Annotated in this window: 22 protein-coding genes and 1 riboswitch; of the genes, 17 read left to right on the forward strand and 5 right to left on the reverse strand. The window is 61.2% G+C overall.

Annotated elements, in window-relative coordinates; all coding sequences use genetic code 11:
- Positions 1–17: 17 nt before the first annotated feature.
- Together ACTG2B_RS05530 and ACTG2B_RS05535 are read left to right on the forward strand one after the other, a co-directional pair.
- Positions 18–1,586 (forward strand): ATP-binding protein, encoded by a 1,569-nt coding sequence (locus ACTG2B_RS05530; protein ID WP_439995318.1) that lies wholly within the window; start codon positions 18–20, stop codon positions 1,584–1,586.
- 3 nt (positions 1,587–1,589) lie between these two features.
- Positions 1,590–2,285 (forward strand): response regulator, encoded by a 696-nt coding sequence (locus ACTG2B_RS05535; RefSeq protein ID WP_075115718.1) that lies wholly within the window; start codon positions 1,590–1,592, stop codon positions 2,283–2,285.
- Between the two features lie 76 nt (positions 2,286–2,361).
- Here the strand turns inward: ACTG2B_RS05535 and ACTG2B_RS05540 are convergent, their stop codons facing one another.
- Complete coding sequence (locus ACTG2B_RS05540) at positions 2,362–3,261, reverse strand: DMT family transporter (protein ID WP_216977238.1); 900 nt, start codon at positions 3,259–3,261, stop codon at positions 2,362–2,364.
- Between the two features lie 233 nt (positions 3,262–3,494).
- Here ACTG2B_RS05540 and ACTG2B_RS05545 point away from each other — a divergent pair, with 233 nt between their 5' ends.
- Positions 3,495–4,280, forward strand: coding sequence for an AraC family transcriptional regulator (locus tag ACTG2B_RS05545; protein WP_439995319.1), 786 nt, complete (start codon positions 3,495–3,497; stop codon positions 4,278–4,280).
- 80 nt (positions 4,281–4,360) lie between these two features.
- Here the strand turns inward: ACTG2B_RS05545 and exaC are convergent, their stop codons facing one another.
- Positions 4,361–5,878, reverse strand: a complete 1,518-nt coding sequence (gene exaC / locus ACTG2B_RS05550; RefSeq protein WP_107682392.1) for an acetaldehyde dehydrogenase ExaC — start codon at positions 5,876–5,878, stop codon at positions 4,361–4,363.
- 237 nt (positions 5,879–6,115) lie between these two features.
- Here exaC and ACTG2B_RS05555 point away from each other — a divergent pair, with 237 nt between their 5' ends.
- From ACTG2B_RS05555 to ACTG2B_RS05605, 11 genes are all read left to right on the forward strand, one after another.
- Positions 6,116–7,795, forward strand: a complete 1,680-nt coding sequence (locus ACTG2B_RS05555; protein WP_439995320.1) for a sigma-54-dependent Fis family transcriptional regulator — start codon at positions 6,116–6,118, stop codon at positions 7,793–7,795.
- A 127-nt stretch (positions 7,796–7,922) separates the two neighbouring features.
- Positions 7,923–8,333 carry a VOC family protein gene (locus ACTG2B_RS05560; RefSeq protein ID WP_106842433.1) on the forward strand — a complete coding sequence of 137 codons (411 nt, stop codon included), beginning with the start codon at positions 7,923–7,925 and terminating at the stop codon, positions 8,331–8,333.
- A 101-nt stretch (positions 8,334–8,434) separates the two neighbouring features.
- Positions 8,435–9,124, forward strand: a complete 690-nt coding sequence (gene phoB / locus ACTG2B_RS05565; protein ID WP_005338414.1) for a phosphate regulon transcriptional regulator PhoB — start codon at positions 8,435–8,437, stop codon at positions 9,122–9,124.
- Between the two features lie 8 nt (positions 9,125–9,132).
- Positions 9,133–10,428 carry a phosphate regulon sensor histidine kinase PhoR gene (phoR, locus tag ACTG2B_RS05570; RefSeq protein WP_021229135.1) on the forward strand — a complete coding sequence of 432 codons (1,296 nt, stop codon included), beginning with the start codon at positions 9,133–9,135 and terminating at the stop codon, positions 10,426–10,428.
- A gap of 178 nt (positions 10,429–10,606) precedes the next feature.
- Entirely contained in the window at positions 10,607–11,581 is a 975-nt protein-coding gene (locus ACTG2B_RS05575) for a PstS family phosphate ABC transporter substrate-binding protein (protein ID WP_005338411.1), read from the forward strand.
- 181 nt (positions 11,582–11,762) lie between these two features.
- On the forward strand, positions 11,763–12,569 hold the full coding sequence (locus ACTG2B_RS05580) for a M48 family metallopeptidase (RefSeq protein ID WP_421318114.1): 807 nt from the start codon (positions 11,763–11,765) through the stop codon (positions 12,567–12,569).
- Positions 12,557–13,063 carry a GNAT family N-acetyltransferase gene (locus ACTG2B_RS05585; protein ID WP_150390418.1) on the forward strand — a complete coding sequence of 169 codons (507 nt, stop codon included), beginning with the start codon at positions 12,557–12,559 and terminating at the stop codon, positions 13,061–13,063. Before ACTG2B_RS05580 ends, ACTG2B_RS05585 begins: the two co-directional genes overlap by 13 nt.
- Positions 13,064–13,171: 108 nt before the next feature.
- Positions 13,172–14,074 (forward strand): ROK family protein, encoded by a 903-nt coding sequence (locus tag ACTG2B_RS05590; protein ID WP_064337028.1) that lies wholly within the window; start codon positions 13,172–13,174, stop codon positions 14,072–14,074.
- A gap of 41 nt (positions 14,075–14,115) precedes the next feature.
- On the forward strand, positions 14,116–14,841 hold the full coding sequence (locus ACTG2B_RS05595; RefSeq protein WP_439995321.1) for a copper homeostasis protein CutC: 726 nt from the start codon (positions 14,116–14,118) through the stop codon (positions 14,839–14,841).
- Between the two features lie 150 nt (positions 14,842–14,991).
- Entirely contained in the window at positions 14,992–15,603 is a 612-nt protein-coding gene (locus tag ACTG2B_RS05600; RefSeq protein WP_005338405.1) for an FKBP-type peptidyl-prolyl cis-trans isomerase, read from the forward strand.
- A 187-nt stretch (positions 15,604–15,790) separates the two neighbouring features.
- Entirely contained in the window at positions 15,791–16,105 is a 315-nt protein-coding gene (locus ACTG2B_RS05605; protein ID WP_206875739.1) for a DUF2845 domain-containing protein, read from the forward strand.
- 52 nt (positions 16,106–16,157) lie between these two features.
- On the opposite strand, the gene ACTG2B_RS05610 is transcribed toward ACTG2B_RS05605, so the two are convergent.
- Positions 16,158–16,376 (reverse strand): DUF1107 family protein, encoded by a 219-nt coding sequence (locus ACTG2B_RS05610; RefSeq protein WP_005358887.1) that lies wholly within the window; start codon positions 16,374–16,376, stop codon positions 16,158–16,160.
- A gap of 203 nt (positions 16,377–16,579) precedes the next feature.
- On the opposite strand from ACTG2B_RS05610, the gene yfcD reads away from it, so the two are divergent.
- Entirely contained in the window at positions 16,580–17,062 is a 483-nt protein-coding gene (yfcD, locus tag ACTG2B_RS05615) for an NUDIX hydrolase YfcD (RefSeq protein WP_088869894.1), read from the forward strand.
- A 91-nt stretch (positions 17,063–17,153) separates the two neighbouring features.
- Here the strand turns inward: yfcD and ACTG2B_RS05620 are convergent, their stop codons facing one another.
- Entirely contained in the window at positions 17,154–18,080 is a 927-nt protein-coding gene (locus ACTG2B_RS05620; RefSeq protein ID WP_439995322.1) for a phenylacetate--CoA ligase family protein, read from the reverse strand.
- 155 nt (positions 18,081–18,235) lie between these two features.
- Between ACTG2B_RS05620 and ACTG2B_RS05625 the strand changes: the two genes are divergently transcribed.
- Both ACTG2B_RS05625 and ACTG2B_RS05630 read left to right on the forward strand, forming a co-directional pair.
- Positions 18,236–18,709, forward strand: a complete 474-nt coding sequence (locus tag ACTG2B_RS05625) for a peroxiredoxin (protein ID WP_439995323.1) — start codon at positions 18,236–18,238, stop codon at positions 18,707–18,709.
- 126 nt (positions 18,710–18,835) lie between these two features.
- Positions 18,836–19,804 (forward strand): calcium/sodium antiporter, encoded by a 969-nt coding sequence (locus ACTG2B_RS05630; RefSeq protein ID WP_136501491.1) that lies wholly within the window; start codon positions 18,836–18,838, stop codon positions 19,802–19,804.
- A gap of 84 nt (positions 19,805–19,888) precedes the next feature.
- On the opposite strand, the gene ACTG2B_RS05635 is transcribed toward ACTG2B_RS05630, so the two are convergent.
- Positions 19,889–21,055 (reverse strand): type III PLP-dependent enzyme, encoded by a 1,167-nt coding sequence (locus ACTG2B_RS05635; RefSeq protein ID WP_043818871.1) that lies wholly within the window; start codon positions 21,053–21,055, stop codon positions 19,889–19,891.
- A gap of 507 nt (positions 21,056–21,562) precedes the next feature.
- Positions 21,563–21,678, forward strand: a riboswitch (glycine riboswitch).
- Positions 21,679–21,781: the final 103 nt, after the last annotated feature.

The raw sequence follows: 21,781 nt of genomic DNA on the forward strand, positions 1-21,781 counted from the left end.
CGTTTTAAGGTATGTGCATGAAACTTCGCCACCAGTTGGTCACTCTCTCTCTTGGGCTCTCCCTGCTGCTGATCCTCATTCTGGGAAGCCTGCTGGCCCTCTTTATCCGCCATTTGCTGGAGAGCAACCTGCAGGATAAGGGGAGCGATCTGGCACGGGTTATGGCGGCGGACACCCGGGTGGTCGAAGCTCTGCGTCAGGGGAGTGATCCTACCCTGCGCGACTATGTGGAGGCGGTCTGCAACCGCACCGACGCCACCTATATGGTGGTGACCGATGAGCATGGTCGCCGCCTCAGCCACCCCAACCCCGAGCTGGTGGGACAGAAGTTTCGCGGCGAGGATATCTGGCCCGCGCTGCAGGAGCGACGCAGCTACTGCTCCAAGGATCGGGGCACCATGGGGCCGGCGATCCGCTGCTTCTCCCCGGTGGTGGGCGGGGATGGGCGCGTCATGGGGGCCGTGGTGGTGGGCTACCTGATGCAGCAGGTAGAGGGCATCTATATGGAGCGGGTGGCCCTGCTCATCAGCGCCATTGTGGCGGTGCTGGGGTGCGGCCTGCTGCTGGCACTCTGGGTGCAATACCTGCTGCGCAAGACCCTGCTCGATCTGGAGCCGGAGGCGATCGTGCGCCGTTTCACCCTGCAGGATCTGGTACTTGAGCACATCACCGAAGGGGTGATCGCCCTCGATGGCCGCGGCAACATCAACATGATCAACAGTAGCGCCAGCTATCAGCTGCGGCTGCCGGTCACCGGGCGCCACGCCCTGCAGGGACAGTCGCTGGCGGAGCTGGTGCCGCCCCTTGCCCCCTGTCTGGAGCAGGAGGGGGGCGAGGTGAGTTTCACCATTCAGGGGGAGTCCTTTGTCGGTCGCTGGCAGGCGGTGCAGGGCAAGGCACCGGGGCGGCTGCTGATCTTCAGCCGCCCGGAGGTGGCTGCCAGTCTGGGGGTGCAGGTGACCCACCTGCGCCAGTATGCCGAGATGCTGCGGATGCAGAGCCACGAGTTTGCCAACAAGCTGAGCAGCCTCTCCGGCCTGTTGCAACTGGGCCATGTGGATCAGGCAGTGGAGCTGATCCAGCAGGAGAACGAAGCGTGCCAGACCATGCTGCAGGAGCTGCTGCGGCTGATCGACAACAAGCCGGTGGCGGGGCTTATTCTCGGCAAGTTCAGCCGGGCCCGCGAGCTGGGGGTGACCCTGGAGCTCGATCCCGATTCGGCGCTGGCGGAGTATCCGGCCTCGGTCTCGGCCGATCTCATTACCCTCATTGGCAACCTGCTGGACAACGGCTTGCAGGCGGCCTGGCGCAACCGCCAGCAGCGGCCACCGCGGGTGCTGCTCTCTCTGTGCGATGTGGGGCGGCGGCTGGTGATCGAGGTGGAGGATAGCGGCGAGGGGGTCGACGAGGAGCTGGCCGATCATCTGTTCGATTACGGGGTGAGTCGCCAGAGCGGCGATCACGGGGTGGGTCTGTTCCTGGTCAAGGAGACCGTGGGTCGGCACGAGGGTGTGATAGAATGGCGGCGAACCGCCGAGCAGACCACCCTGTTTGGTATCTACTTGAATAAAAACCAATTAATGTGAGCCATGGACCCAATAATCACGCTTGTTATTGAAGATGACGATCGGATCGGTGCCATCTTGTCAGAACTGGTGGCGGCGACACCCGGTTTCTCCCTGCTGGGGCGAGCCGGCACCCTGGCCCAGGCCGATGCCATGATGGCCGGTGTGGTGCCCCAACTGCTGCTGGTGGATGTCTCCCTGCCCGATGGCTCCGGCCTTGAGTGGGTGAGCCGCCTGCGCAGCCACAACCGCGAAGCCTATGTCATCATGGTGACCGCCTCGCGGGATGTGGAGACCATCCAGCAGGCCCTCAATCTGGGGGTTCATGACTACGTCATCAAACCATTACGGCTGTTTCGCATCCAGCAGAGTCTGGACGAGATCCTGCAACTGCACAGCCGCCTCTGCGAGCGGGGTCGGCTGGAGCAGGAAGATCTCGACAAGCTGCTGGGCAAGGGGGGGCGCTCCCAGATCAAGGAGATGCGCGTCACCCCCAAGGGGATCGACAGCATCACCCTGCGTCAGGTGCTGGATCTGCTGGCGGGCGAGCCGGAGAGCGTCTTCTCCACCGACACGGTGGCGTTGCGACTCTCCCTCAGCCGCACCACGGCGCGCCGCTATCTGGAGTATCTGGAGTCGGAAGACCGGGTCGATGTGGATCTCAACTATGGTCAGCGGGGGCGGCCGGAGCGGCGCTACCGCTGGCGCCGGGCCGGTTGAGATGCTCACTGACGTGCATTGCAGAAACAACAAGGGAGCCATGGGCTCCCTTGTTGTTTCTGGACGATGTTGGTTCTCAGGCGGCTTCCCGTTCTGCTACCGGTGCACGCCCCTTCAGCTGGGAGGCCATCACCCCGCCCAGGATCAGCCCGCCCCCCAGCAGGTGATAGCCGTGGATCGGTTCACCCAGGCCGACGACGGCGATCAGTGCCGTACAGAGCGGCATCAGGTTCATAAAGACCGAGGTGCGCTCTGCCCCCATACAGGCGAGGCCGCGCATCCAGCAGTAAGCCGCCAGCAGGGAGGAGGCGAGCCCGGCGAAGAGCACCAGCCCCCACCCTTCGGCCGGCACCGCCATCGAGTCGGCGCTGAGGGCGAGTGGCACCAGCAGTAGCACCGCCAGCAGGATCTGCATGTAGAGGTTGAGCCAGGGGCCAAACGGCAGGTGCCAGCGGCGGATCAAGAGGCCGTAAAGGGCGTAGCTGGCGGAGCCCAGCAGCATCATGCCATCCCCCGGGTTGATGCCGTTGTGGAGCAGGGCGAGCGGCTCGCCCTTGCCAAGCAGCCAGAGCACCCCGAACAGGGAGATACTCATGCCGAGCAGTGCCTGTTTGCCGGGACGCTGGCCGAAGAAGAGCGCCCCTTGCAGCAGAGTAAGCAGTGGAATGAGGGAGCCGATCACCCCCATATTGGTAGCCGAAGTGCTGTGAGCGGCGTAGTAAGCGAGGCACTGGTAGAGCACCATACCGAGCGCCGCCAGCACCAGCAGCTTGCCGAGCCAGGGGCGAACCTCACTGCGGCGGCGCCACAGCTGCGGCAGGCAGAAGGGGGTCAGCGCCAGGGCGGCGATCACCCAGCGATAGAAGGAGATAGCCGCGGGGTCCAGCACACTGGCGGCCGCCTTGGACACCACGGTATTGGTAGCCCAGATCAGCACCGCCATCAGCGGAAAGAGAAGAGGGGAAAAGATTCGCATCAGAGGCTCCTTATTAACAGGGGGCCAAGTCTACCCTTGTCTTTATATTATCAAGTAGCGTAAAACAGACAGATGACCCAGCAGAAAAGACAACTCTTTCTGATGTACCTTATTCCGGCCCACACGGGCTGCGTCAGCCCGCAACTGATGGCTGCTTTTGGCCTGTGCCGGAGACCGAGCCAACAGGGCGTTGCATCACGCCTGCTCCTCTCTCTCGCTGACAAGGGGCGCTGATGGCCACTCACCACTTTCAGCCGGTAGATGTCGTTCTGCCCGCTCCCAATCCGCTCTATTTCAGTTACCAGCAGATGCTGGCCGACAGCGCGACCGTGCTGCACTCCCACCCCTGGGGCCAGCTCAACATGATCAGCCTGGGGATCATGGAGATAGAGCTGGGGGATCAGCGACTGGTGGCCCCTGCCGACTACCTGATCTGGGTACCGGCGGATCTCGACCACACCTCCTACAACGAGCAGACCCTCGACTACACCTCCATCTACGTCAGCCACGAGCTGGCGGCCAAGCTGCCGCCAGAGCCCAGATTGCTGCTGCTCACCCCGCTGATCCGCGCCCTGCTGAGCGATTTTTGCGAACGGCGGGTAGGCCATATGGTGGATGAGTGGGATCAGCGTCAGGCCGAGTTGCTGGTGGAGCGACTGGCGCGCACCCGCTGTCAGGAGAGCTACCTGCCGATGAGTCAGGACAAGCTGCTGGCTCCCATGCTGGCGGCGTTGCACAGCGATCCTGCCGATCCCCGTACTCTGGCCCAGTGGGCAGGACAACTGCACACCACAGAGCGCACCCTGGCGCGGCGCTGCCTGCGGGAGTTGGGGATGAGTTTCGGTCAGTGGCGGGCGCGGCTGCGGCTTCTCAAAGCCTTGGCCTGGCTCAAGGGGGACATGTCCATTCAGGAGATTAGCTGGCGGCTCGGTTACGGCTCCACCTCGGCCTTTATCGCCATGTTCAACCGGGAGCTGGGCTGCTCCCCCCAGCGTTATCGCCAGCAGTCAGGTCGATAACAAATCGCCGGACATGTCATCTGGTGAAGCAAAACAAGGAGGGCGCCCGCAGGCGCCCTTTCTTATGACATCTGCTTGCGTTAGAAGAAGCCGAGCGGGTTGATGTCGTGACTCACCAACAGGTTCTTGGTGTTCTGGTAGTGGTCCAGCATCATCTTGTGGGTCTCGCGGCCGATCCCCGACTTTTTGTAGCCGCCAAAGGCGGCGTGTGCCGGGTAGGCGTGGTAGCAGTTGACCCAGACCCGGCCAGCCTGAATGCCACGCCCCATGCGCCAGGCCAGATTGCTGTCGCGGGTCCACAGGCCTGCCCCCAACCCGTACTGGGTGTCGTTGGCAATGGCCAGAGCATCCGCCTCGTCCTTGAAGGTGGTGACCCCGAGCGCCGGCCCGAAGATCTCCTCCTGGAACACCCGCATCTTGTTCTGACCGGAGAAGATGGTGGGCTGGATGTAGAACCCCCCCTCCAGTCCGCTCACCTTGGCCGGGCCGCCGCCGATCAGCATCTTGGCCCCTTCGCCGCGGCCGATCTCCATGTAGCCCAGGATTTTGTCGAACTGCTCGCGAGACGCCTGCGCTCCCACCTGAGTGGCGGTATCGAGGGGGTTGCCCTGCACTATGGTGCGGGCACGGGCCAGCACCCTGTCCATGAAGTCGTCATAGATGTTGGCCTGCACCAGCGCGCGGGAGGGACAGGTACACACTTCCCCCTGGTTGAAGAAGGTCATCAGCATCCCTTCTACCGCCTTATCGATGTAGCTGCTCTCGTGCTGCATCACGTCGGCGAAGTAGATATTGGGGGACTTGCCGCCCAGCTCCACGGTGGAGGGGATCAGCTTGTCGGCGGCGCAGCGCAGGATATGGGCGCCCACTTCGGTCGAACCGGTAAAGGCCAGTTTCTGGATCCGGTTGCTGGTGGCCAGCGCCTGACCTGCCTCGGCGCCGAAGCCGTTGACCACGTTGACTACGCCGGGGGGCAGGATGTCCTTGATGAGATCCATCATCAGCATGATGGTGACCGGGGTCTGCTCGGCGGGCTTGAGCACGCTGCAGCAACCGGCCGCCAGCACAGGGGCAAGCTTCCAGGCGGCCATCAGCAGCGGGAAGTTCCACGGGATGATCTGGCCGACCACGCCGATGGGCTCCTTGAAGTGGTAGCTGACGGTGTTCTGATCCAGCTCGGCGGCCGAGCCCTCCTGAGCGCGAATGCAGCCAGCGAAGTAGCGGAAGTGATCCACCACCAGCGGCAGGTCTGCCGCCAGGGTTTCGCGCACCGCTTTGCCGTTCTCCCAGGTTTCGGCTATGGCGAGTCGCTCGATGTTCTGCTCGATGCGAGCGGCGATGCGCAGCAGCAGATTGCTGCGCTCGGTGACGCTGGTCTTGCTCCAGCTGGTAAACGCCTTGTGGGCGGCATCCAGCGCCAGTTCGATATCGGCGGCGTCGGAGCGGGCGACCTCGCAGAATACTTTGCCATCCACCGGCGATATGTTTTCAAAGTAGCGGCCGGCGCGCGGCGCCACCCACTCACCGCCGATGAAGTTGTCGTAACGGGACTTGAAGCTGACCAGGGCACCTGCCTGACCGGGAGCGGTATAAATCATCTCATCATCCTTTATGTGTGTGATCCTGACCGGACTGGCTGACAGACCGGTTGCCAGCTGATATCGCAAGGGGCGTGCCAAAGGGTCTGACCAGCAGACAAAAAGGTTACAAAAACGTTATCAAATGGGGTGTGGCAGCGTATCTTGGTTAACCAATGTCCACGGCTATTGCGATAAAACTGTACCGTTTCTGGACAGTGGCAGAGACAGTCGTGCTGTTTGTGAACAGGAGGCGTGATGAGTGAGTCACTTCAACCCGGTCCCGGTCCGATCCAGCGTTCCTGGCAGCGTTGCCTGCATCAGGGGCTGAGCCGCCAGCAGAGTGCCGATCTGGACTTGCTGCCCCAGGGGGAGCTGTCGGCCCGTCAGGAGCAGCACAGGGCGCTGATCTCCTGCTTCCAGCGCTTCGTGCTGCCGCTGTTTGCCCAGCTGCTGGCGGGTCGCCCCTGTCGCCTGTTGTTGTGTGACGGTGAGGGGGCCATTCTGGCCGCCAGTGGTGATGAGGGTTTCGCCCGTCATGCCGAGCGTATCTTTTTGCGCAGTGGTGCCCGCTGGGGTGAGGCGAGCAAGGGCACCAATGCCATCGGTACCGCGCTGGCCGAGCAGAGCGAAGTGCAGGTGCTCGGCAATCAGCACTTCTTCGCCCAGCACAGCTTCCTCAGTTGCAGCGCTTGCCCGTTGCTCGGGCCGGACGGGCAATTGCTGGGTGTGCTCGATATCTCCACCGATGCGGTCCACCACGACGGCGACATGCTGGGCACGGTGCGGCTGCTGGCCATGACCCTCGAAAACGCACTATTGGCGCGTCAGCCGGGCTGGCTGGTGGATCTCGATCCCCAGAGCCTCTGGTCCGCTCGCCTGTTGCTGGGAGAGGAGGGGGAACTGCTCGGCGCCAACCGGGCAGGCCGACTCTGGCTCGGTCAGCATCCTTTCGATGGCAGGCAACTGCTGCGCGAGGGGCGTGGCTTGCGGCTGTTGCCAGAAGCGGACGCGACATCTTCCTGCACCGCGCTGCCGGGTCACTCAAGCCCGGTGCCACATCCGCAGCAGGTGCCGCTCAAGATGCTGGAGCGCGGCATTTCGCTGCTTATCGAGGGGGAGACCGGCAGCGGCAAGGAGCATCTGGTGCGGGCCCTGCACCGAGCGTCCAGTCGGCGGGAGCAGCCACTGGTGTGCGTCAACTGTGGCGCGTTACCAACAGATCTGGTGGAAGCCGAGCTGTTTGGCTATGTGGGCGGGGCCTTCAGCGGTGCCCGCAGCCAGGGCAGTCAGGGTTATCTGCGCGCAGCCCACGGCGGCATGCTGATGCTCGATGAAATTGGCGAACTGCCGCTGCAGGCTCAAACTCGACTGCTGAGGGTTTTGCAGGAACGCAGCGTGACACCGGTTGGCAGTCACAAGCCGGAGGCGGTGGATTTCTGGCTGGTCAGTGCCAGCCACCGGGATCTGGCGGCCATGGTGCAGAGTGGCGCATTTCGCGAAGACCTCTATTACCGGATCTGCGGCTGGCGCCAGCAGCTGATGCCGCTGCGCCGTTGGCCTGCCGCTGAGCGTCTGGAGCTGATCCAGCGACTGTTGGCGGAGATGGACCCGACCCTGCGTCTGACCCGCGATGCGGAGCAACAGCTGCTGGCCCATCCGCTGCCCGGCAACGTGCGTCAGCTCAAGCAGGCACTGGAAGTGGCCTGTGTGCTGGCAGAGGGGTTGGGTTGGATAGAACCCGCCCACCTGCATCTGCCCAGTGTGGCCAATGAGCCCGGCGCCTTGCCGATGGGGGAGGTGACCTGCTTGCGTGAACAAACCCGGCGGCAGGTACAGCAAACGCTGGCGGCATGCGGCGGAAATGTGAGCGAGGCCGCGCGCCAGCTGGGGATCAGCCGCACCACCCTCTACCGGACGCTGCGCGAAGCGCCTTGAGTGCCACTCCCCCTCATCGGTCGTTTCAAGACGCACATGATGGCTGGAGCCCTGCCCGTCCAGCCGCTATGATGCGCCCTGGCCGGGGCATTGCGCCCGTTGACTCATCCGTTGAGGATTTTCTGCCATGTCACAACACATAGGGGCGCTGACCCTGCTGGTGGCTGATTACGATCAGGCCATTCGCTTTTTTACCGAGGGACTTGGCTTTGCGCTCCTGGAAGACACTCGGCTCGATGAACCGGGTAAACCGGGCAAGCGCTGGGTGCGGGTTGCCCCCAAAGGCACCCCCGGTTCCGCGTTGCTGCTGGCACAAGCGGCCAATGCGCAGCAGCAGGCCGCCATCGGCCAGCAGGGCGGTGGCCGGGTATTTCTGTTCCTCGAGACCACTGATTTCTGGGGGGATTACCAGCGTATGCAGGCGTACGGTGTTCATTTTTGTGAACAGCCCCGCGACGAGCCTTATGGCACGGTGGTGGTATTTGAGGATATCAGCGGCAACCGGTGGGACTTGTTGCAACGTACTGCTGCCAACTGAATCTGAAAACGTTTATCATCCCGCCTGTCATAAAGTCATAAAAGTGTCACAGAAAATTCTAATAATTGGCGCACCCATCTTCACAGAGGAGAGAGAAGGGAATGGCTAAGCGAATTCTGGTGGTCGAGGACGAAGCACCGATCCGCGAAATGCTCTGCTTCGTGTTGGAGCAGAAGGGATATGAGACGATTGAAGCGGAAGATTACGCCGATGGACTGGCGAAGGTGCGCGAACCCTACCCCGAACTCATCGTGCTCGACTGGATGATGCCGGGCGGCAGTGGCATCCAGTTTATCAAGCAGCTCAAGCAGGATGAGGTGACGCGCCAGATCCCGGTGGTGATGCTCACCGCTCGCGGTGAAGAGGAGGACAAGGTGCGTGGTCTGGAGGCCGGTGCCGACGACTATATCACCAAGCCGTTCTCGCCCAAGGAGTTGACCGCTCGCCTCCATGCTGTGATGCGCCGCGTGTCGCCCACCTCGGTGGATGAGGTGATCGAGGTGCAGGGGCTGAAACTCGATCCTGTCTCCCACCGGGTCAGTGCCGAAGAGAAGGCGCTCGACATGGGGCCGACCGAATTCAAGCTGCTTCACTTCTTTATGACTCACCCCGAGCGGGTCTACAGCCGTGAACAGCTGCTCAATAATGTCTGGGGTACCAATGTGTACGTCGAGGACAGAACCGTGGATGTGCATATTCGTCGCCTGCGCAAGGCGATTGAAGAGACAGGGCACGACAGATTGATCCAGACGGTGCGTGGAGCCGGATACCGCTTCTCAACCCGTCTCTAGAGGCAGTTATGTTGCAACCTTACGCCTGGCGGCGACAGTTGTGGCGAATGGCGTTTTTTTACGCCCCCTTCGCATTGGTTGGCTGGTTGATTGATCATCTTGCCCTCTGCCTGTTGGTGGCGGCCGTGTTGCATCTGGGCTGGCACTATCGCTTCCAGAAGCGGCTCTCTGACTGGCTGTGGCACGACCGTAGCCTGGTGCCCCCCAGCGGCAATGGCAGCTGGGAGTACATCTTCAACGGTATCTACAAGCTGCAGCAGCGTCACCGCGCCCGTCGCCGCGAGCTGGCGGGGCTGATCCGCCGCTTCCGGGAGGGGGCCGAGGCGCTGCCCGATGCCGCCGTGGTGTTTCGCACCGATGGCAGCATCCTCTGGTGCAACCGGCTGGCGGAGCAACTGCTCGGTTTTCGCTGGCCGGAGGATGCCGGCCAGCATATCGGCAACCTCATTCGCAATCCTGCCTTTAACGCCTATCTGGGCAAGGGGGCGTATGACGAGCCCCTCGAGATGCACTCCCCGGTCAACGAGGAGAAGTTTCTCGAGTTTCGCATCATGCCCTACGCCTCGGATCAGGCGATGCTGGTGGTACGGGATGTCACCCGCTTGCGCAGTCTCGAGAAGACCCGCAAGCACTTCGTTTCCAACGTCTCTCACGAGCTGCGCACCCCGCTGACCGTGCTCAAGGGCTATCTGGAGATGACCGAGGAGCCGCCCCCGCCCGCCATGTGGGCCAAGGCGCATCGGGTGATGATGGAGCAGACTATCCGGATGGATAATCTGGTCAATCAGCTGCTCACCCTCTCCCGTATCGAGGCGGCCCCGACCGTGGATCTCTCCCACTTGGTGGACATGCCTGCCATGCTGGGGCTGCTGGAGCAGGAGGCGCGGGCGCTCTCGGGCGAACGGGCCCACCAGATTGAATTTGTGGTGCAGCCCAATCTGCTGGTGCGCGGGGATCAGGAGCAGCTGCGCAGTGCCGTCTCCAACCTGGTCTATAACGCCATCCACTACACCCCTGCGGGGCGAAAAATTACCGTGGAGTGGCGCAAGCAGGGGGCGATGGCGTTGTTTGCCGTGAGCGATGAAGGGGAGGGGATTGCCCCCGAGCATCTGGCGCGGCTGACCGAGCGGTTCTATCGGGTCGACAAGGCACGCTCGCGCCACACCGGCGGTTCAGGCTTGGGCCTTGCCATCGTCAAGCATGCCCTCAGTCATCATGACTGCCAGCTCGATATCGAGAGCCGGGTCGGCCTTGGCAGCCGCTTCAGCTTTCTCATTCCGAGTCGCATGGTGGTGATTAAATAGTCTTTTATGGCAATGGGTTAGCTGCAAAAAGAGGGCCTTTGAACGGGCCCTCTTTTCATTTGTTCAAATCTGTCGCCATGTCATTAAAGTGTCACATTAAATCCATAAATTTGTCACTGCCAGGTCAGATACTGGCGCCGTCTTAAGAACGGACCTTCTGTAACTTTGGAGAGATTGGATGAAACTCAACAAACTGGCTGGTGTAATCGGATTCACCGCAGCAACCCTGTTTTCTGTCAGCGCCCTGGCTGCCGGTGTGGATAAAGACCTGCCGGATTACACACCGACCAGCGGCATTTCGGGCAACCTGTCCTCTGTCGGCTCGGACACCCTGGCCAACATGATGACCCTGTGGGCCGAAGAATTTAAGCGTTTGTACCCCAACGTCAACGTGCAGATCCAGGCCGCCGGTTCTTCTACCGCCCCGACTGCCCTGACCGAAGGTGTTGCCCAGTTCGGCCCGATGAGCCGTGCCATGAAGGCCGGTGAAGAGGAAGCATTCGAGAAGCGTTACGGCTACAAGCCGACTGCCATCCGCGTTGCAGTCGATGCTCTGGCGGTGTTCGTCAACAAGGACAACCCCATCAAGGGGCTGACCATGCCGCAGATCGACGCCATCTTCTCCAGCACCCTCAAGTGTGGCGAAGCCAAGGCTGCCACCAAGTGGTCTGATCTGGGCCTGGACGGCAACTGGTCCAGCAAGGATCTGCAACTGTTCGGTCGCAACTCCGTATCCGGTACCTACGGTTACTTCAAGGAGCACGCCCTGTGTAACGGCGACTTCAAGAGCGGCGTGAACGAGCAGCCGGGTTCTGCCTCCGTGGTGCAGTCTGTCTCTGCCTCCCTGAACGGCATCGGCTACTCCGGTATCGGTTATGTCACCTCCGGCGTGCGTGCGGTACCGCTCTCCAAAGATGGCAAGACCTTCATCGAAGCGACCTCCGATAACGCCATCACCGGCAAGTATCCGCTGTCACGCTTCCTGTACGTTTACGTGAACAAGCATCCGAACAAGCCGCTCTCCCCGATGGAGCAAGAGTTCGTCAAGATGATGCTCTCCAAAGCAGGCCAGAACATCGTTGCCAAAGATGGCTACGTGCCGGTGCCGGCCAAGGTGGTACAGGCTGACCTGAAAAAGCTGGGTATCATGTAACTGCCTGCAGTCAGCATGCCCTGATAAAACGAGCCCCAAGCGGGCTCGTTTTGTTTTTGGCGGCTGTCAGTTTTGTTAATAGCGCAGGATGGATATTTTTCCGCCAGCCGGGGTCTGGCTCCCTTGCGTAGCAGGGCGGCATTTCCGAGAATAGGGCAACGTTATGGCAAAGGATCCCTTCATGATTGCGTCCCTCACCAAGTTTGGCCTGGTAGCCCTCTGTAGTTCCCTGCTGGTCGCCTGCGCCCAGTCGCCGACCGGCCGCAGCCAGATGCTGCTCTACTCTCCCCAGCAGATGAACCAGCTGGGCGCCGACTCCTTCGAGCAGATGAAGAAGCAGGAGAAAGTGAGCAAGGATGCCAAACTCAACGCCTATGTCTCCTGTGTCGCCAAGGCGGTGACCGCCCAGGTGCCGGCCAGCTATGGCATCACCAACTGGGAAGTGGTGGTGTTTGACTCCAAACAGGTCAACGCCTTCGCCCTGCCCGGCGGCAAGATCGGGGTCTACAGCGGCCTGCTCAAGGTGGCCAAGAATCAGGATCAGTTGGCGACCGTCATCGGTCACGAGCTGACTCACGTACTGGCCCAGCACTCCAACGAACGACTCTCGCGCAGCCAGTTAGCGGGGCTCGGTCTGGCGGCTGCGGACATCGCCATGGGCACCAGCGAGTATCGCGGCGCCACCATGGCCGCCCTTGGCCTCGGGGTCGAGGTGGGGGTGATGTTGCCCTATGGCCGTACTCAGGAGAGCGAAGCGGATCGGCTGGGGCTTGAGCTGATGGCGCGCGCCGGGTTCAATCCGGCCGAGGCAATCCCCCTGTGGCAAAACATGAGTGCCGCCGCCGGTGGCAACACCCCGCCGCAACTGCTCTCCACCCACCCGAGCAACGAGAACCGGATCGCCGAGTTGCAGGCGCAACAGGCGCAAGTGCTGCCGCTCTATGAGCAGGCCCGCGCCAACGGTCTGGTGCCCCAATGCAAGGCATAAGCCTGCGTATGGCGCGCAGCGACGATGCCGCCGCCATGACCGTGATGCAGCGAGCCAGCTGGCTCGCTGCCTATGGCCAGGTGCTCGGTGCCGACCTGCTGGAACAGCTCGATGTCACCGCTCATCTGCAGATCTGGCAGAGCCGTCTGGCCGAGCCGGGCCCAAGGCCCATGCTGCTTTGTCTCGATGAGGTGGTGATTGGCCTGCTCTACTGGCAACCACTGCAGGAAGCGGGGCAGAGCAGCGCCCTGATCCGCGCTTTTTACCTCCATCCCGACCACTGGCGACAAGGCTATGGCAAACGGCTGTGGCAGGCGGTGGCGATGCAGATGCGCCGCGCCGGCTGCCATAGCGTCAAATTGTGGCTGCTTGATGGCAACCACATCGGCGAGGGGTTCTACCTGCGCCGCGGCTTCGTCTTTGATGGTGCAGAGCGCACCCTGATAAGCCTCGGGCAGCCCTGCCTGCAGCGACAAATGAGCCGTTTGCTCTGATCACTCTCCCGTTTTTCGCCTTCGGTCACTTTATTTTTTTTGCGAATTAATACAATGTCCCCCTTGAAACAGAGTTGGATAAACACGGGCTGACAAGGGAGTGCTGGCATGTATTACGGCTTTGATATCGGTGGCACCAAGATCGCCTTCGCGGTTTATGACGGTGCATTGAACCTCTGCCACGAGGAGCGCATGAGTACCCCGGGCAACGATTATGAGGGGCTGCAGCAGCTGATCCGCTCCCGGGTCGAGCAGGCGGATGCCCGCTTCAGCGCACGGGGCTCGGTCGGCATCGGTTTCCCCGGTGTCATCAACAGCCACGATCACAGCATAGTGGCGGCCAATCTGCCCTCCATCAATGGTCGCCATCTGGGCGCTGATCTGGCCGAGCTGCTGGAGCGGCCGGTCAAAGTGGATAACGACGCCAACTGCTTCCTCTGGTCCGAAGTGCATCAAGGGGCAGCCGACGGTGCAGGCAGTGCGCTCGGCGTCACCATCGGCACCGGCATCGGCGGCGCCGTCTATCTGGCGGGCAAGCTTATTCAGGGGCGCAACTGGCTGGCTGGCGAGATTGGTCACTACCCCTTGCCCGCGACCATGCTGATGAAGTACCCCGAGTTGCCCCGTCCCCGTTGCGGCTGCGGCCGTCTAGTCTGTTTTGAAACCTATGCCTCCGGCACCGGTCTGGAGCGTCTCTATCACCATTTCCATGGCCAGCGCGCAACGGGTCACCAGATTGTGGGACGCTTCGAGGCCCATGAACCCCATGCGGTCGAGACGGTCGACTGCTGGTTGGAGATCATGGCCGCCGGGCTTGCCACCGCCATTTCGGTGATTGATCCCGAGGTGGTGGTGTTGGGGGGCGGCCTGAGCGGCCTGCCCGCCCTCTATGAACAGCTGCCGCTGCGTCTGCCCGGTCACTTGCTGCCCGGGGTCGCCCTGCCCGAGATCCGCCAGGCCCGCTTCGGCGGTGCCGGTGGTGTGCGCGGCGCAGCCTTGCTCAATCTATGAGATCAGATGTGGGGTCTGATCTCCCCGAAAAAGGAGTCCTCATGACCCGTCTTGAAATCTGTATCGACAACCTGGAATCCCTGTTCACCGCCCAGCAATCCGGGGCGGATCGCATCGAGCTCTGCTCTGCGCTGGGTCTGGGCGGCCTGACCCCCTCCTACGGTTTTATGCAGCAGGCGGCCCGCCATGCCACAGTGCCGGTTTATGCCATGATCCGTCCGCGCGCCGGGGATTTTTGTTTCAATGACGGCGAGTTCGAGATGATGCTGCAAGATATCGCGGCGGCACGCGCTGCGGGGCTGCAAGGGGTGGTGGTCGGTTTGCTGGATGAGGAGGGGCGGGTGCCTGCCGCCAAGCTCAAACAGCTGGTGGATGCAGCAGGCCCGTTGGGAGTCACCTTCCATCGCGCCATCGACCTCTCCTCCGATTGGCGCCTCGATCTGGAGACCATAGTCGCGGCCGGTTGCGAGCGCATTCTGAGCTCGGGCCATGCGCCGACCGCGTTGGCTGGGTTGGAAACCCTGCAAGAGATGCAGCAGACGCTGGCGGGGCGTGCCAGCCTGATGCCAGGGGCCGGGGTCAATGCCGACAACGTGCGTACCATCATCGAGTTCACCGGGGTGAGCGAAGTGCATATGTCCGGCATGGGCTGGCGCGGTGGCATGGTGCCGCACGGAGTGAATATGGGCACTTCGGATGATGGTCGGGTCAATATCACCGATGGCGCCAAGGTGGCCGCGGTCAGAGCCTTGCTGGATCGCGGTTAAGCAGATCGCCGCCGTTGGGCGGCGTTCATCCGCATCTTGTGTGAAGTTCCTCCCACTGACGGGGAAATCAGGGGCGCCCCCGGCAGCACCCCGGCCAAAAGTCTGATATTATCCCGCCTCTTTACTACATGGATCTGGAGCAACATCTCAATGTCCCAATACGACTCTATCGAACAGAAGGCCAGCTATGGCATCGGCCGCAACATGGGTGATCAGCTGGCGCAGCAAGCTTTCGCCGGTCTGGATATCCCGGCCCTGCAACAAGGTCTGGCAGATGCCCTGAATGGTCTGGAGTTCGCGGTCAGCCGTGACGATATCAATGATGCCTTCCAGGTGATCACTGCGCGTATGCAAGAAGAGCAGGAAGCCGCCGCCAAGGCCGCCGCTGCTGACGGCGAAGCCTTCCTGGCTGACAACGCCAAGCGCGCTGAAGTGAAGGTGACCGACTCCGGTCTGCAGTACGAAGTGCTGGTCGAAGGCAACGGTGCCGTTCCGGTAGCCGGTCAGTCCGTGCGTGTGCACTACCACGGTACCTTCACCCACGGTGGCGTATTCGACAGCTCCGTCGCTCGCGGCCAGCCGGCTGAATTCCCGGTGACCGGCGTGATTGCTGGCTGGGTTGAAGCGCTGCAGCTGATGCCGGTTGGTTCCAAGTGGAAGCTCTACATCCCCCACGATCTGGCCTACGGTGCCCGTGGCGCGGGCTCCATCCCGCCTTACTCTGCACTGGTATTTGAAGTCGAGCTGCTGGACATCCTGTGATCCTGCTGGCTTGATGCAAACGGCGACCCTCGGGTCGCCGTTTGTTTTTGGTTATGTGATAGACAGCATTTGTCGCGACCAGCGGGCTGGAGAGCAGAAAAGGGCGGCACTTTTGCGCTTTTGACTGGTTTTTTCAGAAACGGGAACAGGCATACTGCGACTCATTAGAGAGGATAAGGAGAACCCGATGAGCAAGAAGATGAAGAAAGTAGCGGGGCTTGCTCTGTTGCTGCTGAGCGTTCCGGCCAGTGCTGATGCCATGCGCTGCAAGAACGCCCTGATCACCGAGGGAGACACCACCGCCGAGATGCTGCTCAAGTGCGGTGAGCCGATGTTGCGTGAAGAGCTCAACCGCAACGAGGAGAACCAGTTTGGCAACATGGTGCAGGTCAAATATGGTGAACGCTGGACTTACAACTTCGGCAAGAACGAGTTCATGCGCTTTGTGACGGTGCGCAACGGCATCATTACCGATATCGAAAACGGCCCGCGCGGCCAGTAGCCGGCGGGCAAAGCATGGATGCACAACAGACAGTAGGGCAAGACCCTTTGACTCACATGTCCGGCAAGGGGTCGCGGTGACCAAGTTGTCTGACAGCCAGATTGATCTGGCGAGCCAGTCTTAGCCGCTGGTGGCAGGTCAGGCCATGGAGGCTGATCCTGCCCGCGTTGAATTCAAATGTCCCCAGCGACTCGATGGCAAAATAGCCTCGATGAAAGCTCTTGATGTAGCGAGCGATCTGCCGTGGGGATAACTGCTTGAATACCTTCATCACACGGTTCCCTGATTGCCTGGACAGGGCACACTATGGTGTCGGTCGATGACACTGATATGACGGTTTATAAAGATTTGCATGAATCCTTATTTTGCCAATGAGTTCGGCAAATTGACGGCGTCATCGAAAAAGTTGTGCCATGACAAACCACCGCACCGATATACTGCGGGCTTGAATGGAACAAATAAAAGGGCCTGTGTGTGGAATGGGTTGATGTGGTGGACGGGAACAACCGGGTGATTGGTGTGGCCGAGCGAGCCGAGGTGCGGCGGGAGAATCTCTGCCATCGTGCCAGCTATATTCTGGTGCTCGACGACGCGGATCGGATCCTGGTGCAGCGACGCACCCTCAGCAAGGATTTCTGCCCCGGCATGCTGGATGCCTGCGCCGGTGGCGTGGTCACCACCGGTGAGGAGATGGAGCGCTCCGCTCGGCGCGAGTTGGCCGAGGAGCTGGGGATTATGGATGTTCCTCTGCAGGGCTTTGGCAGCTTTTATGCGGAAGGGGAGGGCTACCGGGTCTGGGGTGGCCTCTTCAGTTGCCGTTATCAGGGGCCGCTGCAGTTGCAGGCCGAAGAGGTGAGCGCGGTGCACTGGATGAGCCTGGCCGAGATTGCCGAGCGCGCCAGCGAATTTACCCCCGACTCCCTGCTCGCCATCGCCACCTGGCAGGCGAGACGCTAACGTCTCTCTTTAGATATTTTCTTTTCCAGTTCAGAGACAAGACGGGCAGCCTGATGGCTGCCCGTCTGCGTTTGTGCATTTACTTGGTCTGCTACACCAGCTTGAGGCGCCGGTTGGTGCGCCCGCAAGCGCTCGGTTTGGCGAGCCAGTGCCCTTGCCAGTCGGTGGCCAGACGCAGCAATGGATATTCCAGATCGAGCCGGGTCACCACCAGCTGGCCTGTTTCATCGCTACTCACGGGATTGCCGCTGGCGGGATCGATGATTTCGACGATGCAGCTCTCGTTGACGATAAAGCCCTGACCGGGCTGACTCTCGTAGGCCACCACCCCCACATCCTGCCACACCAGACAGTTGAGGGCCGCAATGCCATGAATGGCGCGCAGTGGTGCCGTTTCAGGATGGGTGGCTTCGCACAGTAGGGCGCGGCGCAGCGAGTCGCTCGGGATCTCCGCCGCTTCGGCCGCTTCCAGCAGGTCGAGCAGGGTCACCAGCGGGCCGACATAGCCGGTGGGTTGATAGCGCAGCAGTGCCTCCAGCTGGCGCTGGGTATCGTGGGGGCCGCAGGGTACCACTGGAGCCCCCAGCTGGCGGGCGCCGTTATCGAAGATAAAGGCGGTGGGGCCAGCATGATAGTCGTGGCCGTTGAGCATCACTTCCCCCGCCTTGAAACCGGCGGCAAACAGTGCTCGGGCGGCCCCCCACCAGTCAGCCCCGGCATACTCGGGGATGGCCAGCTGGCCCGGACAGGAGAAGACCCGCAACGCCTGACTGGCGGGGCGGCCGGTGAGACCGGCAAAGGGGGGATGAGCCTGCTGGGCGGCAAAGAGCTCTTTGCTGTCGAGCAGTGGCAGGGTGGCCAGCTCTGCCAGATCCTCGAGGCGGCACTGGCGATAGGCGCTGGAGTAACCGGCGCAGTATTGACTGACATGGGTAAGCTGATGATTGAGCTGGTCCAGTTGCTGCTGTTCGCGCATGGCGGGGGGACGAATTTCCAGACCATCGTAATAGTGTTGCATGGGGCCTCCTGGCGCCGTGAAACCAGCTCAAGAGTAGTCTGCCCAAGGGGAAAATGCCTGCCGCTATCCATGGTCAGACTCAGAGCCGCTGTTAGGCGGCATCGTCACTCTGGGATAAACTGGCGACTTCCCATCACGACTCAGGACGAGAAATCATGATTGCTATAGGACAACCCCTGCCTGCTGGCGAATTTACCTTTATCACCGCTGAGGGCAAGCAGCTGCGGGATAGCCAGACGCTGTTCGCCGGTAAAAAAGTAGTGCTGTTTGCGGTACCCGGCGCCTTTACTCCCACCTGCTCCAATGCCCATCTGCCCGGCTATGTGGTGCTGGCCGATCAGTTTATGGCCAAAGGGGTGGATGCCATCTGTTGTCTGTCGGTCAACGACGCTTTCGTGATGCGGGCCTGGCAGACGGCCCAGAATGCAGAGGCGATCACCATGCTGGCGGATGGCGATGGCAGCTGGACCCGGGCACTGGATCTGGCCAAGGATACCGGCGCCTTTGGCGGCATCCGCGCTCAGCGCTTTGCGTTGATCGCCAACGATGGTGTGGTCGAGCAGCTGTTTGTGGAGGCGCCGGGCAAGTTTGAGGTCTCTGATGCCGCGAGCCTGCTGGCTGCACTGTGAAATGTTAATCACGGTTTGATTTCCCCTTGAAATGGGAGGTGGCACAGCTACACTGGCGCCACTTTCCCATGGTGCCTGCCCGTTTGGGCTGGTGCTTCGTTGCAGATAACAAGAGATGAAGATCCTATGACCCTGGCTTTTGTTGCCCTGATTGCCGGACTGGCGCTGCTGGTCTGGAGTGCAGACAAGTTTGTCGACGGTGCCGCCGCCACTGCCCGTTATGCGGGGATGCCGCCGCTGCTGATCGGCATGGTGATCATCGGTTTTGGTACCTCGGCCCCGGAGATGGTGGTCTCGGCGCTGGCGGCGTCCCAGGGCAATCCCGGGTTGGCGCTCGGCAATGCCTATGGCTCCAACATCACCAATATCGCGCTGATCCTGGGTCTGACGGCACTGATCAGTCCTATCGCGGTGGCCTCTCAGGTAGTACGCAAGGAGATCCCGATCCTGCTCGGCATTACCCTGCTCTCCGGCGCCCTGCTGATCGATGGTCATCTGGGCCGGATGGATGCGGTCATTCTGGGGGCCGTCTTCGTTGCCCTGATGGGCTGGTCCATCTGGGCTGGCATGAATGGCAAGGGAGATGCGCTGGATACCGAGACCGCCGAGGATATCGAGAGCGAGGGGATGTCCCTCAAGAGCGCCATCTTCTGGCTGGTGGTCGGGCTGGTGCTGCTGATCGGCGCTTCCCGCCTGTTGGTCTGGGGGGCGGTGACCATCGCTCAGGCGCTTGGTATCAGCGATCTGGTGATTGGCCTCACCATAGTCGCGGTGGGAACCTCCCTGCCGGAGCTGGCCTCGTCCCTCATCGCCATTCGCAAGAACGAGCATGATCTGGCCCTTGGCAACGTGCTCGGCTCCAACCTGTTCAACACCCTGGCGGTGGTGGGGATTGCGGCGGGCATCCACCCGCTCGATGTGGCGTCGGAGGTGCTCACCCGTGACTGGAGCATCATGATGGGGCTAACCCTGCTGCTGTTGGTGATGTGTCTGGGCCGCAAGGGGCAGGGCCGTATCAACCGGTTGGAGGGGGGCGTGCTGCTCACCTGCTTTGTTGCCTACACCGGCTGGCTGCTGACCAGTCAGTTTATCTGATAGAGGTTGGTGAAATGAGAGAGGGGGAAGCACAAGCTTCCCCCTCTTGTTTTTGCCCAGTGAACCTGTTGGCGAGCGGTGTGCTCAGGCTACTGCCACCAGCTTCTGCCCCTTCTGGCTGCTGTCCAGAATGAGGATGCTGGCCTTGGGGAAGAAGTTGAAGGTGGAGGCGGAGGCCCAGGTGTAGGCGCCCATCACCTTGCCAACCACCAACTCGCCGATAGCCAGGTCCGGCAACATGATGCCATCGCGGATCACATCCACGCTGTCGCAGGTGGGGCCGGAGAGCACCGAGTTGTGCTGCTCGCCACTGGCATAAGGCGTGCTCACCGGATAGGTGACGTGGTCATAGAGCTGGCCGTTGTAGCTGCCGTAGAGGCCGTCATCCAGGTAGTACCAGATCTTGTCGCCACGGTGGGCCTTGCCCATCACGCTGGATACCGAAGTCATAGCCGGTGCGCTGATAAAGCGGCCCGGTTCGGCAATCTTCTGCACGGTAGCGGGCAACTTGGCCAGCGCTTCGCGGATCGGGGCGCAGAAGCCGTCGATATCGAACTCGCCCCCTTCATAATCCACCGGGAAACCGCCGCCGATATCCAGCACCCAAGGCTTGAGCCCGAGCGCCCAGGCCTGCTCCATGATCTCGCGGCAGGCGTCGATGGCCTGCACATGGCGACGGGCATGAGGCACTTGCGAGCCGACGTGGAACGACAGCCCCATCACCTTGATCCCCTTGGCGTGGGCCAGTTGCAGCAGCGGCAGCGCCTGCTCCGGAGTGCAGCCGAACTTCTTGGAGAGATCGACCTTGGTCTCGGGGTTGGGGAAGCTGACCCGCAGCAACAGTTTCACTTCGTCCTTGTAGGGAATGAACTTCTCCAGCTCCAGCGGGTTGTCGTAGACAAACACGGTGCAGCCGAACTCCAGCGCGTAACGGATATCGCTGTCGCGCTTGATGGGATGGGTATGAATGCAACGTCCCGGGCGAACCCCCTGACTGCGCACCAGATCCACTTCGCCATTGGTGGCCAGATCGAAACAGGCCCCCTCTTCCTTCAAGACAGAGACCACCGCCTCATGGGGCAGGGGTTTGAGTGCATAGTGCAATCGTACATCGGGCAGGGCGGCGGCCAGGGCCCGATACTGTTTGCGGACGGCTGCCTTGTCGAGCAGCAGCAGGGGGGAGCCGAATTGTTCAACCAGCTGACGGTAATCTTGTGCGACCACATCTTTTGCAACCAGGGTCTCGTTCATTCTCTTTTGGTCATCCTTAGGGGGCGTGATATGCCCAAGCCATATGCGATTGAACCGGCGACGGCCGGGTCAGGCGAGCGGTCCGGTGGGACCAACCGAACACAGTGCATAAATTGATAACAAAGTGCTTGGTTATGCAGCGGATTATCGGCTTATTGATTCTGTGTGCAAGCATTTTGATTGGATATGTCGGCAAGATTTTCTTGGCGAAACGAGAGGGATCACTGTTCTCTATCCGCCATTTTTCCCGTTTGGGCCACATTTGATCCGTGAGAGCCTAACTTGTTGATAGTTAACTAACATTTAACATTCTTGCTGCGATTCTGGTGGTCACTAAAAAAATATAAATGGGGGCAGCCAAGTGCGAGACAGCTCACATTTTTTGGATTAACATGCCGACTTCCTAATCCAAACTAGTTCGGATGAAGGTAGCAGGAGAGCGATGGGCAACCATCCACCGAAGAAGTGAATCTTTCAGGTACCGGGCAACCGGTGTGGACTGCTACTGGACGATACTCTGGAGAGACCCGTTAAATCGGGCGCCGAAGGAGCAAGGCACCATGACTACCCGCAAGGGCAGGCTGGCGCCGGAAACTCTCAGGCAAAAGGACAGAGGGGATGGGATGGTTGTACCTGGGCTTGGCCCGCATCCGATCGCCTCTGGCCGATCGTGACACCTATGGGAAGATCATCCTTCTCCTCCTTAATTTCTGTTTCTTAAGGAGG

The sequence above is a fragment of the Aeromonas sp. 30P genome, assembly GCF_051919805.1.
Lineage (GTDB): Bacteria > Pseudomonadota > Gammaproteobacteria > Enterobacterales > Aeromonadaceae > Aeromonas > Aeromonas veronii.